Annotated in this window: 17 protein-coding genes; 13 read left to right on the plus strand and 4 right to left on the minus strand. The window is 33.3% G+C overall.

The genetic code is table 11. The annotated features are described in order from the left end of the window. Positions 1–81: 81 nt before the first annotated feature. Positions 82–804, plus strand: a complete 723-nt coding sequence (gene sigK / locus OEV82_RS00540; RefSeq protein ID WP_173658382.1) for an RNA polymerase sporulation sigma factor SigK — start codon at positions 82–84, stop codon at positions 802–804. A 130-nt stretch (positions 805–934) separates the two neighbouring features. Here the strand turns inward: sigK and sda are convergent, their stop codons facing one another. Continuing rightward, the gene (gene sda, locus OEV82_RS00545; protein ID WP_173658383.1) at positions 935–1,075 is read right to left on the minus strand and encodes a sporulation histidine kinase inhibitor Sda; all 141 of its coding nucleotides are present in this window, start codon (positions 1,073–1,075) and stop codon (positions 935–937) included. Positions 1,076–1,534: 459 nt separating this feature from the next. Here sda and OEV82_RS00550 point away from each other — a divergent pair, with 459 nt between their 5' ends. From OEV82_RS00550 to OEV82_RS00585, 8 genes are read left to right on the plus strand one after another with little or no spacing between them, the layout of a single operon-like run. After that, positions 1,535–2,065, plus strand: a complete 531-nt coding sequence (locus OEV82_RS00550; RefSeq protein ID WP_263060668.1) for a YqeG family HAD IIIA-type phosphatase — start codon at positions 1,535–1,537, stop codon at positions 2,063–2,065. Next, entirely contained in the window at positions 2,055–3,161 is a 1,107-nt protein-coding gene (gene yqeH / locus OEV82_RS00555; protein ID WP_173658385.1) for a ribosome biogenesis GTPase YqeH, read from the plus strand. The genes OEV82_RS00550 and yqeH overlap by 11 nt, the downstream gene beginning before the upstream one ends. Before the next feature lie 22 nt (positions 3,162–3,183). After that, on the plus strand, positions 3,184–4,026 hold the full coding sequence (aroE, locus tag OEV82_RS00560; RefSeq protein WP_173658386.1) for a shikimate dehydrogenase: 843 nt from the start codon (positions 3,184–3,186) through the stop codon (positions 4,024–4,026). A gap of 1 nt (position 4,027) precedes the next feature. After that, complete coding sequence (gene yhbY / locus OEV82_RS00565; protein WP_173658387.1) at positions 4,028–4,318, plus strand: ribosome assembly RNA-binding protein YhbY; 291 nt, start codon at positions 4,028–4,030, stop codon at positions 4,316–4,318. Positions 4,319–4,332: 14 nt separating this feature from the next. Further along, positions 4,333–4,905: a nicotinate-nucleotide adenylyltransferase gene (locus OEV82_RS00570; protein WP_263060669.1), complete on the plus strand. Its 573-nt coding sequence runs from the start codon at positions 4,333–4,335 to the stop codon at positions 4,903–4,905. Continuing rightward, on the plus strand, positions 4,892–5,458 hold the full coding sequence (gene yqeK, locus OEV82_RS00575) for a bis(5'-nucleosyl)-tetraphosphatase (symmetrical) YqeK (protein WP_173658389.1): 567 nt from the start codon (positions 4,892–4,894) through the stop codon (positions 5,456–5,458). The genes OEV82_RS00570 and yqeK overlap by 14 nt, the downstream gene beginning before the upstream one ends. 8 nt (positions 5,459–5,466) lie before the next feature. Next, positions 5,467–5,829, plus strand: coding sequence for a ribosome silencing factor (gene rsfS, locus OEV82_RS00580; protein ID WP_263060670.1), 363 nt, complete (start codon positions 5,467–5,469; stop codon positions 5,827–5,829). After that, positions 5,819–6,562 (plus strand): class I SAM-dependent DNA methyltransferase, encoded by a 744-nt coding sequence (locus OEV82_RS00585; RefSeq protein WP_263060671.1) that lies wholly within the window; start codon positions 5,819–5,821, stop codon positions 6,560–6,562. Before rsfS ends, OEV82_RS00585 begins: the two co-directional genes overlap by 11 nt. Positions 6,563–6,656: 94 nt before the next feature. Here the strand turns inward: OEV82_RS00585 and comER are convergent, their stop codons facing one another. Continuing rightward, positions 6,657–7,502 carry a late competence protein ComER gene (gene comER / locus OEV82_RS00590; RefSeq protein WP_263060672.1) on the minus strand — a complete coding sequence of 282 codons (846 nt, stop codon included), beginning with the start codon at positions 7,500–7,502 and terminating at the stop codon, positions 6,657–6,659. A 57-nt stretch (positions 7,503–7,559) separates the two neighbouring features. Here comER and OEV82_RS00595 point away from each other — a divergent pair, with 57 nt between their 5' ends. The 3 genes from OEV82_RS00595 (at position 7,560) to OEV82_RS00605 (ending at position 11,108) form a co-directional block, all read left to right on the plus strand. After that, positions 7,560–8,225 carry a helix-hairpin-helix domain-containing protein gene (locus OEV82_RS00595; protein ID WP_263060673.1) on the plus strand — a complete coding sequence of 222 codons (666 nt, stop codon included), beginning with the start codon at positions 7,560–7,562 and terminating at the stop codon, positions 8,223–8,225. A 96-nt stretch (positions 8,226–8,321) separates the two neighbouring features. After that, on the plus strand, positions 8,322–8,786 hold the full coding sequence (locus OEV82_RS00600) for a ComE operon protein 2 (protein WP_173660651.1): 465 nt from the start codon (positions 8,322–8,324) through the stop codon (positions 8,784–8,786). A 15-nt stretch (positions 8,787–8,801) separates the two neighbouring features. Continuing rightward, on the plus strand, positions 8,802–11,108 hold the full coding sequence (locus tag OEV82_RS00605; protein WP_263060674.1) for a DNA internalization-related competence protein ComEC/Rec2: 2,307 nt from the start codon (positions 8,802–8,804) through the stop codon (positions 11,106–11,108). A gap of 82 nt (positions 11,109–11,190) precedes the next feature. On the opposite strand, the gene OEV82_RS00610 is transcribed toward OEV82_RS00605, so the two are convergent. After that, positions 11,191–11,325, minus strand: a complete 135-nt coding sequence (locus OEV82_RS00610) for a YqzM family protein (protein WP_173660647.1) — start codon at positions 11,323–11,325, stop codon at positions 11,191–11,193. A gap of 297 nt (positions 11,326–11,622) precedes the next feature. Here OEV82_RS00610 and holA point away from each other — a divergent pair, with 297 nt between their 5' ends. Then, a complete protein-coding gene (gene holA / locus OEV82_RS00615; protein ID WP_263060675.1) occupies positions 11,623–12,663 on the plus strand; it encodes a DNA polymerase III subunit delta in 1,041 nt (346 codons plus the stop codon). Between the two features lie 82 nt (positions 12,664–12,745). Here the strand turns inward: holA and rpsT are convergent, their stop codons facing one another. After that, positions 12,746–13,012, minus strand: a complete 267-nt coding sequence (rpsT, locus tag OEV82_RS00620) for a 30S ribosomal protein S20 (RefSeq protein WP_173660479.1) — start codon at positions 13,010–13,012, stop codon at positions 12,746–12,748. Positions 13,013–13,031 lie beyond the last annotated feature (19 nt).

A 13,031-nucleotide genomic window follows, 5' to 3' on the forward strand; every position in this document is an offset into this window, starting at 1 on the left:
AATTGTTGACACATTTTGCCCCTCTTCATCATAGGTATAGTTTATAGGCATTCGTGGAAAAATTTCTGGAGGTGTGCAGAAGTGTCAGGAATTTTGTCAGCTTTAACAATGTTTTTCAAAGAACTCGTGTTTTTAGTTTCTTATGTTAAAAACAATGCTTTCCCACAGCCCCTCTCCCCCGAAGATGAACAAAAATATTTAAAGCGAATGGCACAAGGTGATCCAGAAGCTCGAAATTTATTGATTGAACACAATTTGCGCTTAGTTGCTCATATTGTGAAAAAGTTTGAAAATACCGGTGAAGATCAAGAAGATTTAATTTCTATCGGTACGATTGGCTTAATAAAGGCAATTGAGAGCTTTTCAGAAGGAAAAGGTACTAAACTGGCTACATATGCCGCCAGATGTATAGAAAATGAAATTCTTATGCATTTGCGAGCGTTAAAAAAGACGAAGAAAGATGTTTCGTTACATGACCCAATTGGCCAAGATAAAGAAGGGAATGAAATTAGTTTAATTGATGTTTTAAAATCGGATTCAGAAGATGTTATTGATACGATCCAATTAAATATGGAACTTGAAAAAGTAAAAAAGTATATTAATGTACTAGATAAACGTGAAAAAGAAGTTATTATCGGTCGTTTTGGTTTAGGAATGCAAAAAGAAAAAACACAAAGAGAATTGGCGAAGGAACTTGGAATCTCGAGAAGTTATGTTTCCCGAATTGAAAAACGGGCATTAATGAAAATGTTCCATGAATTTTATCGTGCTGAAAGGGAAAGAAAAAATCAGCAAGACAATTAAATAAAAATGTGGATGGAAAGGGAGAATAACTCTACTTTCCATTTTTTTATTAAAAAATAAAAGGCTGTCCCATGAAGTGGCTCAGCCTAACAAACAAATGGATTTATAGGGAAAAGTCGAAGCATTATCTTTATGAAAGTGCTTTAATCTTGTGGGATATTGAGCGACGTTCAATCTCTTTTTCAATGAGGCGAATAAACTCTGGAGATAATTTCAATTCTATTGCTTTAAAATAAGATTCAATCAATAACTCATCCGATAATTTATCCATTTTTTTCGGTTTTCACCTTCACCCCCCTGCATAAAATTAAAGCAACAATCATATAATAATATTTTTAATTTTTTCATATTAACTTTATCAAATAAGTAAAAATAGAACAACTGTTCCGTTTATCCACAACAACCGGTGGATAAGTTGTTAGTATGTTGTTAAAAATTAGCGAAAAGCGTAATATATCAATGTAGAAAATGTGTATAAATTTATCCACAACTGTAGAAAAGGGTCGAAATTGTCGAAAAGTTTTTTTGAGTTTGTCTATCGGTTGTTCCTTTTGTCGAAAATCTAAGTTTATTGTAGATTACAATAATTCCTTTATTCATATTCTAATCTTGATAAAATAATGGAATAAAAATAAGATAGTGATATACTAAATTTTATTGAAGAAACCTTTGAAAAAGTGATCTTTTTTCAGTATGATGAATGACGTTGAATAAATTATCGAGGTGCAACATGTTAAGAAAATTTTTACCGAATGATTATGTTAAAAATGTATTTGAAATTACGCCTGAGTTTTTAAAAGAACGTAACATAAAAGGGATTATTACAGATTTAGATAATACATTGGTTGAATGGGACAGGCCGTTGGCTACACAAGAGCTTGTTGATTGGTTTTCACTTTTAAGAAATCATGGAATTAAGGTTGTCATCGTTTCAAACAATAATGAAAAACGAGTCAATAAATTCTCACAACCTTTGAACATTCCTTATATTTATAAGGCAAGAAAACCACGCAAAAAAGCTTATTTAAAAGCATTACAAATGTTAAATTTGCCGAAAGAACAAGTCATTGTCGTTGGTGATCAATTGTTAACAGATGTCTTAGGTGGAAACAATGCTGGTTTCCATACCGTATTAGTCGTTCCAGTAACCAATACGGATGGTATGGTTACGAAGTTTAATCGATTGATTGAACGGAGAATTTTAAAATGGTTTAACAAAAAAGGCTTACTAGAGTGGGAGGTACAAAAAGGTGGAAAGTGACAAACTCATTTGTATCGGTTGCGGTGTAACCATTCAAACGGAAGATCCTGAAAAACCTGGATTTGCACCGAAATCCTCATTACAAAAAGAAGATGTTATTTGTAGACGTTGTTTTCGATTAAAACATTATAATGAGGTACAGGATGTCGAACTGACAGATGATGATTTTTTGAAAATATTAAATGGGATTGGTGAATCAAAGGGATTAATCGTTAAAATTGTTGATATTTTTGATTTTAATGGAAGTTGGTTACCGGGCATTCATCGGTTTACCGGTGGCAATGATGTTCTATTAGTTGGGAATAAAGTAGATTTATTACCAAAATCTGTTAATCACAATCGAATGAAAAATTGGCTGCAACATCAAGCGAAGGAACTAGGTTTAAAACCAGTTGATGTTGCATTAATTAGTGCTGAAAAAGGAATACATATAAAAGAAGTGATGTCCCTAATTGATCAATATCGTAATGGACAAGATGTTTATGTGATCGGTTGTACGAATGTTGGGAAGTCAACATTTATAAACCGAATTATTAAAGAAGTAACAGGAGAAAAGGATATTATCACAACTTCTCATTTTCCTGGTACAACACTTGATATGATAGAAATCCCACTAGATGATGGACAAGCGATTTTTGATACACCAGGTATTATCAATCATCATCAAATGGCCCATTTTGTAAATAAAAAGGATCTGAAAGTAATTACGCCGAAAAAAGAAATTAAGCCAAAAGTATATCAATTAAACGAACAGCAAACGTTATTCTTTGGTGGACTGGCCCGTTTCGATTTTATAAAAGGAGAACGTTCATCCTTTGTGTGTTATTTATCAAATGAACTGCATATCCATCGGACAAAATTAGAAAAGGCTGATGAAATATATAATACTCATGTCGGTGAAATGTTAAGTCCGCCAAGAAAAGATGATTTAGGAAATTTTCCAGAATTCGTCCGACAAGAATTTTCTATTAGAGAGGGAAAGAAAGATATTGTTTTTTCAGGACTTGGTTGGGTGATGATTCCGGAAGGTGGCGTAGTTGTAGCGGCTTATGTACCAAAAGGTGTAAAAGTATATGTTCGTGATTCTCTAATTTAATATACGGTTACGGTGGGAGGAGATGCATTTGTTGTTTGGTGTTGTTGGTGATCCGGTCGAACATTCATTATCACCTGTTATTCATGAAGAATTTTTTCGATTAACAGGTCTTGAAGGGGAATATAAAAAATTTTATATTCAAAAAGGTATGTTAAAAGAAGGGATTTATAACCTACTTCAAGCAGGCGTTACCGGTTTTAATATAACGATTCCACACAAGACGGATATTATTCCACTATTAGATAAGATTGACGAAACCGCACAAAAGATCGGGGCAGTTAATACCGTTAAAGTGGAAAATGGAAAACTAATAGGATACAACACTGATGCAGAAGGTTATATTCTTTCCTTACAGAAAGTAGATCCAGATTTTACAAAAAAAAGTTTTGTTTTAATTGGGGCAGGCGGTGCAGCAAAAGCGATTTATTATGCGTTAATAAAAAATGGTGTAAAAAAACTAGATATTTGTAATCGAACATTGAAAAAAGCAGAAGATATAATTAAAGAAGCCAATCAATCTGTAACAACAAGTAAACCATTGTCCTTTACGGAGTTAGAAGAAAATATTAATGCGTATGATGTATTTATACAAACTACATCCGTTGGTATGAAACCAAACATTGATGATACACCCCTATACTTAAAGCATTTCAATGGAGATGGAAAGATCGTTTCTGATATTATCTATACACCGTCTGAAACAAAATTTCTTCATCTTGCGAAGGAAAAAGGTGCAACAACCTTTAATGGGCTTGACATGTTATTATATCAAGCGGCATTAGCTTTCCGAATTTGGACAGGTGAAATGCCAACCATCGATACGGCAAAGGAATTAGTAATGAAACAATTAGAAGGAGACAGATAATATGTTAACAGGTAAACAAAAAAGATATTTACGTTCACTTGCACATCACTTGAACCCGATCTTTCAAGTAGGAAAAGGTGGCGTAAATGATAATATGATAAAACAAATTGCAGATGCATTGGAAGCACGAGAGTTACTTAAAGTGAGTGTCTTGCAAAACTGTGAGTTCGATAAGGAAACGGTCGCTGAAAATCTTGTGAAAGGAACAAAGGCTGAACTTGTTCAAATTATCGGCAATACTATCGTTTTATATAAAGAATCAAAAGAAAACAAAAAAATCGAGTTGCCTTGATTAGGATGATGAACATGAAGAAAATCGGGATTTTAGGTGGAACTTTTGATCCCCCACATATTGGTCATTTAATCATAGCAGATCAAATTCTACACAAATGTGGTTTAGATGAAATTCGTTTTATGCCAAATTACATCCCGCCACATAAAGAAAAACAAACAAATACGACCGTTAAAGACCGTTTACATATGTTGGAATTAGCAATTGAGGGTCATGATCGGTTTAAAATCGAAACAATTGAATTAGAACGGAAGGAAAAGTCATATACATATGATACGATGGTAATCTTGAAAGAAAAGGAACCTGATCATCAATTCTTTTTTTTAATTGGTGGAGATATGGTCGATTATTTACCAAAATGGCATAGGATCGATGAATTAATGGAAATCGTTCAATTTATTGCTGTCCACCGCCCAACCTATGAGGGAAAAACAGAATATCCTGTAAAATTTGTTGATATACCAGAAATTCATTTATCTTCTTCTGTCATCCGACAAAAAATTGGAAACGGGGAATCAGTGAAGTACTTATTGAAAGATAGTATAATTCAATATATTGAGGAGAATGGTTTGTATGGAAAGAGATAAAGCTTTGTCCATTGTGAAGCCACATTTGACAGAAAAGCGATATATACATACGATCGGTGTAATGGAGACAGCGGTTGATTTAGCCAAAAAATACGGTTATGATGAAAAAAAAGCAGAATTGGCTGCAATTTTTCATGATTATGCCAAATACCGTCCCGAAAATGAGATGAAAAGCATAATAATAGAACAAAAGATGCCAAAGGAATTATTGGATTTTCATCCTGAATTATGGCATGCCCCCGTTGGCTCCTATCTAGTCAAAACTGAAGTGGGGATTGAAGATGTAGATATTTTAAATGCAATAACCTATCATACAACAGGACGTCCAAATATGACATTGTTAGAAAAAATTATTTTTATCGCTGACTATATTGAACCAAATCGCAATTTCCCTGGAGTAGAACAAGTACGAGATCTCGTTAAAACAAATTTAGATGGAGCGATTTTACAATCTTTGAAAAATACCATCATATATTTAACAAAGAAAAATGCTACAATTTATCCAGATACACTTTATACATATAATTATTTTATTAAAATGAAGGAGGAATAAAACAGTATATGACCAATCGCAAACTGTTATTAACAGCTGTAAAAGCAGCGGATGACAAAAAGGCAGAGGACATCATTACACTTAATATGAGAGGAATTTCGTTAATCGCTGATTATTTTGTCATTTGTCATGGTAATTCAGATAAACAAGTACAAGCAATAGCTAGAGAAATTAAAGATCAAGCTGTCAAAAATGGGTATGAAATAAAACGGTTGGAAGGATTTGATGAGGCGCGCTGGGTTTTAGTAGATTTAGGGGATGTTGTCGTCCATGTATTTCATCGAGAAGAACGAAATTATTATAATTTAGAACGGTTATGGGGAGATGCTCCAACCGAAGATGTATTGAGTGAAATAGCAAATGAGTTATGAGTATTTTTCTTACCTTTATGATGAATTGATGGATGAAGCCCCTTACGACCAGTGGCTGGAATTTTTTGAAAAACAAAAATGTAAGTACCTTCCAAATGCAAAAAGAATAATGGACTTGGCCTGTGGAACTGGTGAAGTCACCTTAAGACTTCATGAAAGAGGTTATCATGTAGTAGGGGTAGACCTTTCGGAAGAAATGTTATCCGTTGCTCAAAACAAAGCGTTCCAAAAAGGCTTTCATATTCCATTTTATCATCAGGATATGGCACAATTGGAAGGATTGGAAGGCTTTGATGCGGTTGTCATATTTTGTGATTCGCTAAATTATTTAATGAGCGAAAAACAAGTGCGTAGTACTTTTCATCGTGTTTATAACGCTTTACGAGATGAAGGGTTGTTTATTTTCGATGTTCATTCCCCCCATAAAATCACAAATGGATTTATGAATCGCACTTTTGCTTTTAATGGTGATAAAATTTCATATATATGGAATTCTTTTCCTTTTGAACATCCGTTATCCGTTGAACATGAATTAACATTCTTTGTTTATGATGAGGAAACAGATCAATATGAACGTTTTGATGAATTACATAAGCAAAGAACCTTTGAAATGTGGCAATATAAAAAATGGGTAGAAGAAGCCGGGTTTAAAATTCATTCCATTACGGGCGATTTTACGGACTTGCCTGCAAATGAAAATCATGATCGTATCTTTTTTACTTTACAAAAATAAAGAGGAGCCAACTACATACGCTTTAAAAGCAAAATGTAGATCGGCCCCTCTTCTTTTGTTAAAAAATTTAATACAGTAGAAGGATTTTTTTTAATTATGTCGAATAATGATTATCATAAAAGTTGAATTGTTTCATGATATGGTCTCTGTCTTCGTTATATTTTTTTTGTGTTGCCTTGTAAACCCTTCGAAACATTTCTTCAATTTGATAGTTTTCAAGTATTTCAATGCCTTTTCCTGTTACTCCACCTTTTACACTTACCTTTTCCTGTAAAGTAGGTAACGTATAATATCCTTTCTCTATTAATGTCCCCATCCCGACTAACATTTCTTGAGCTAATGTTGTAGCAAGATTTTCGCTAATTTGTGTTTCTTTTACAGCAGCATGTATAAATTTTTGAATAATGAAACTAAAAAAGGCTGGTCCGCAGCTAACAATATCGGATGCCACCCTCGTATATTGTTGGCCAATTTCGACTGGTTTACCTATGTGTGAAATGAAATGTTTCATCGTCTCTTTCCATTTATCCGAACAGTGAGAACCATAAGTTATTAAACAACCCCCTGCTAAAGATCGATTCGTAATGCTTGGAATTACACGTATACAAGAACATTGAACATAACGTTCTAATTGTTCGACATCAACTGGACTTGTAATGGATATTAAGCATTTTTCTTTTGTTAATAAATGGTTTATTTTTTCGAGAAGGGGAAATGTGTCCAAAGGTTTTACACATAAGAAAATAACATCACTATTGGATACGACTTCTTCATTTGTTTCTTCAACGTGTATGTCAGGATATTTTTCTTTTAACTGAAGTGCTTTTTCGATCGTACGATTCGTGATGTGTACATGATTTTGAGGGGTAGCCTGACTGTCAATGAAAGCTTCTGTTAAAATCGTGCCCATATTTCCTGTTCCAATGATTCCGATTCGCATTTTCTCCCTCCTTTTCAAGAGCATTTCATAAAACATTATGAAAGGAATGACAAATTTATGACAAAGGGAAGTAAGTTATTCCAATGGATTCAGGAGAAAAAGCAATATCTGTTAATCGGAGCAGTGATATTAGGAATCATTCTTTATCATTTACTGTCGAACGGAAAGTCAGATGATACGTTACATGATTTGATGAAGGAGGAAGTGATGTTAAGCAATGTACAAGAGGAAGATTCTACTGCTAAAAAAAGGGAAGCATCTTTAGAGCAGTCAACGATGATAAAAGTAGATGTGAAAGGAGCGGTTTCAAAACCTGGTGTATATACGGCCCAATTAGGAGAACGGGTGATCGATTTAGTTGAACGAGCGGGTGGATTTTTAGATGATGCGGATCAGACAAAAATCAATTTATCACAAAAAGTATCCGATGAAATGGTGATTTATGTTCCAATTGTTGGGGAAGATGTGGAGATAGTCGAACAAATGGCAAATTTTAGTCAACCAACAGAAAAGGCATCGAATTCAGATGGGAAGGTAAATATAAATCATGCAGATTCTGCCATGTTACAAACGTTACCAGGAATCGGAGCAGGTAAAGCAGAAGCTATAATTGAATATCGTGAAACGAATGGACCGTTTCAAACCGTAGAAGATCTAATGAATGTGTCAGGTATCGGTGAAAAAACCTTTGAAAAATTAAAGGATTCCATTACTGTAGAATGAATCAAAAAATGTTATTGACGGAAAATCATAGATTTGCCTACACTATATATAGATCGAATATTCATAAGTTTACTGACAAGAAAAGAGGGACAAGTAGTGAAACGAATTGAATGGGATCAATATTTTATGGCTCAAAGTTTTTTGTTATCATCAAGAAGTACATGTACAAGATTATCGGTCGGTGCGACAATTGTACGTGATAAACGAATTATTGCAGGTGGGTACAATGGCTCCATTGCAGGTGGTGATCATTGTATAGATAAAGGATGTTACGTAGTTGATAACCATTGTGTTCGAACAATTCATGCAGAAATGAATGCACTTTTGCAATGTGCTAAATTCGGAGTGCCAACCGAGGGAGCAGAAATTTATGTGACGCATTTTCCGTGTTTACAATGTACAAAGTCAATCATACAAGCTGGAATTAACGTCATTTATTACGCGGAGGATTATAAAAATGATCCGTATGCTCTCGAATTACTCGAACAAGCCAATGTAAAGGTTGAAAAAGTACCTTTTGATAAAACCATATTTAATTTTGATGAAGCCACAAATAAATAAAAGAAAGGACGTGTAATGAAAATCTTTCCTGGTGTTTTTGTCTACATCAGTATTGTCACGATCCTATCTTTTTTAACATATCATTATTTTCAAGTCGGTATTTTTGCCACAGTGGTATTTTTTCATATTTTACATTACAAGTTGCATTTGAAATCTATTTATATTTTACTTGCAAGCTTTTTCCTTGCGTTATTCTACTTTCACATACAATTTGAAAAATCAATTGAAACGCCATCAGATCAAGAACAAGCGATGTTGATTTCATTTGCAGAGTATCCGAGTTTTGACGGCAATAAATTAAGTGGAACAGTAGTTGATCAACAAGGTAAAAAGCTTGCATTTTCCTTTTACGGCAATACAAAGAGGCAAATGGACAAGTTGAAGCAAATCCTTCAACCTGGTATAACCTGTCACGTAATCGGAAAGTTGGAATTGCCCCCAGAACCAAGAAATCCGAATGCTTTCAATTATCGACAATATTTACAAACCCAAAAGATCAATTATTTGTTTAAAGCGAAATCAATATCCGATTGTTCAGTTGGAGAAAAAACAGTGTATCATCATTTATTACATATTCGGAATACTGGTATTGATCGTATAAACGAACATTTTCCAGCGCATATAGCGCCGTTTATTAACGCTTTATTATTTGGTCATGATGAAAATATAGATCCATCCGTAGAAGAAGCCTATCAAACGTTAGGGCTATCCCATCTTTTAGCCATTTCTGGTTTACATGTTACCATTATTTCTACCTTTCTATATATGATTTTATTAAAAATTGGCGTTACAAAAGAGAAAGTGCGGCTCATTCTACTAATTTTTCTGCCGGTGTATTGTGTTTTAGGGGGTGCTGCTCCTTCCGTTATTCGATCTGTCTTTATGGCATGGCTAATATTATATTTATCCAAATGGCGTAAACTTTTAAGTTCAGTTGATGCTTTGTCCATATCTTTTATTATCTATGTATTGATAAACCCGTATATCATTTATCACGTTGGTTTTCAACTTTCTTATATTGTGACAGCTGGATTATTATTATCAAAATCGTTAATCCAACAAATCCAAGGGTTTTTTAAAAATGGATTAGCAGTCTCTATTATTTCTCAAGTTATATCATTACCTATTCTTTTAGCAAATTTTTATGAATTTTCTTTAATCAGTTTCCTTCTCAACATATTGTTTGTACCTCTTTACTCTATTTTTGTACTTCCATTAAGTTTTATCGCTTATTTTCTCATCCTATCCTTCCCAAGTTTAAGTGGACCATTTGTATCCCTTCTTACATTCTTAATTGAATATCCAAACAAATTCGCAGTCTGGATCAATGGATTTGATCATTTTTCCGTTGTATTAGGGAAACCTCCAACGATAATCGTTATTCTGTTCTTTATATGCATAATTCTTTGTTTTATTCTCTTCGAGCAATTTAGATTTAACAAAATAAAGCCAATCCTATTCATTTTTATTTGTCCATTCATTTTGCAAATATTATTTATGAAGTATTCACCAATAGGCGAGGTTACGTTTATTGATGTTGGACAAGGAGATTGTATATTTATACGCTTGCCTTTTAATCAAGGGAATTATTTAATTGATACCGGAGGGGTGCTTTCCTTTGCACAGGAAGAATGGAAGAAGCGTGAAAAACCTTTTGATCCGGGAGAGTCCATTGTAGTTCCCTTTTTAAAAAGTAAAGGAATAACGAAACTAGACAAACTCATTTTAACTCACGGGGATATTGATCATGTTGGTTCAAGCGGTGTTATTTTTGAACATATGCAAATAGATGAATTGATTGTAGGACAGACACAGGAAAAGTCAAACGCTGAACAGGAGATCATTAAACTAGCCAGAGCTAACCAAACAAAGGTTACATATGCTTTTAATGGATTATATTGGTCACAAGGAAAAAATCAATTTTTTATCCTTGCACCAGAAAAAAATGCAAAGGCAAGTAATGATGCTTCAATTGTAATTTACGCAAAATTAGGAATGAAAAGATGGTTGTTTACCGGGGATATTGAAAAAGACGGAGAAGAACAACTAATCCAAAAGTATCCAAATTTACAAGTCGATATTTTAAAAGTAGGTCATCATGGTTCCAATACATCGACAACAGATCGTTTTTTAAAAGTTGTTCAACCGAAAGTAGCTGTAATTTCTGTCGGGGAAAATAATCTTTATGGTCATCCTCATAAAGAAGTTATTGAACGTTTAGAAGATGATGATATCAAAACATATCGAACGGATGAGCACGGTGCTATCACATTTACGTATTTGTTTGATATTAAAAAAGCGAAGACAATGATCCAAGAATAAGATTGTCACAAAAACATAAGCCCCATCATATTATAAAGAAAAAGAACAGACTGCTTGACACAGTCTGTTTTTCCAATCAATATTACGATCCGATTGCCTTGATTACCGTGGCAATGATAAAAATAACTGCGAAAAAAACAAAAGATATCACAAATGCAACGCCAGAATCAAGAAAATCATTTCCTTTATATTGCACATCTTTTTCAAATTCGTTCATTTCCACCCCTCCTGATAATTTTAGTATAAACAAAATTTTTTAAAAAGTCTACATATTCAGTGAGGGTTAAATTGACAACTGTTGTCACAAATAAAGTGAACGATCATATGGAAAACTTATAATAACTCCGCTAGAGTAAGATTAAACTTATTCTAGCGTTCAATATAAACGGGGATAGCCTTTTCGGTTATCCCTTTAAAATTTTTTGAAAAGATTATTTATAATATTTGATTTTTTGACAGGTTCGAATTTTTCTCTTACGATAAAAGAAAAAGAATAGAACGGAGCGGAAAACTTGTGTTTTCAAAAGTATGGAAAGAACTGAAGCAAAAAAAATTTTCGCCGATTTATTTATTATATGGAAATGAGAATTTTTTAATAAATAAAACGAAAGATTTAATCATTCAAGAAGCAATACAAGAAGAGGAAGTAGAGTTTAATTTATCGATATACGATTTGGAAGATACACCTGTTGAAACGGTAATAGAAGACTGTGAAACCATTCCTTTTTTTGGTGAAAGAAAAATCGTGATCGCTCATCATCCGTTGTTTTTAACTTCCGAAAAAGGGAAAGATAAAGTAGAACACAACTTAAAGATTTTCGAACAATATATTGAAAATCCTGTACCAACGACAATTTTGGTATTGATCGCCCCTTATGAAAAGTTGGATGAGCGGAAGAAATTAACGAAGGCTTTAAAAAAGCATGCAAGAACATTACAGGCCACGGGATTATCTGAAAAAGAAATAAAACAATGGATTCGTGAACAAGTATCTGAGAATGGGAATGAAATGACAAACGATGGTGTAGAATTGCTCTATCAGTATGTCGGTCCAAATTTAACTTTGTTACATAATGAATTGGAAAAATTGTTCTTATATTGTGAACAACAGATCATTGATGATGAAGTTGTCCATCTATTAGTTGCAAAATCGTTGGAAGATAACATTTTTGCCTTGGTAGATCAAGTAATTAAAAGGAATTTAGATAAAGCATTAGAAATTTATTATGATTTATTAAAACAAAATGAAGAACCGATCAAAATTTTAGCTGTTATTGCCAGTCAGTTACGGTTTATTTATGAAGTAAAAACATTGCTTCATAAAGGTTATGGAGAAAAACAAATAGCCAGTATATTAAAAGTGCATCCATACCGAGTAAAGTTAACGATTCCTAAGGCGAAAAATTTCGAAGAAAAACGGATACTAGCTATGGTCAATTACTTAGCTGATTTAGATTATAAGTTAAAGTCGGGTTATGGAAATAAAGAGAAATTGATTGAATTATTCTTCTTTACATTTCTTACGAGAGATAACGAGGAAACTATACGATCATAAAAAGGACGAGTGGTTGACTCGTTCTTTTTTTATATAAAAAAAGAAAATTTGGTATAAAACCAAATTTTCTTCGCAAAACATATTAAGCATTTAAAGAATTAACTTTTTTAGCTAAACGAGATTTGTAACGAGCAGCCGAGTTTCTGTGTAAGAAACCTTTTGTTACTGCTTTATCTATTTTACGAATAGCCACAGTTAAAGCTTCTTTTGCTTCATCTACATTATTGTTAGCTACCGCTAATTCTACTTTTTTCATAGCCGTACGCATAGCAGATTTGTCAGATGCGTTACGTACACGATTTTGTTCATTTGTTTTAATACGTTTAATTGCGGATTTAATATTTGCCAATCTTTTCACCTCCTAGTGA

It is taken from the genome of Pallidibacillus thermolactis (assembly GCF_025660415.1).
Classification (GTDB): Bacteria; Bacillota; Bacilli; order Bacillales; family Caldibacillaceae; genus Pallidibacillus; species Pallidibacillus thermolactis.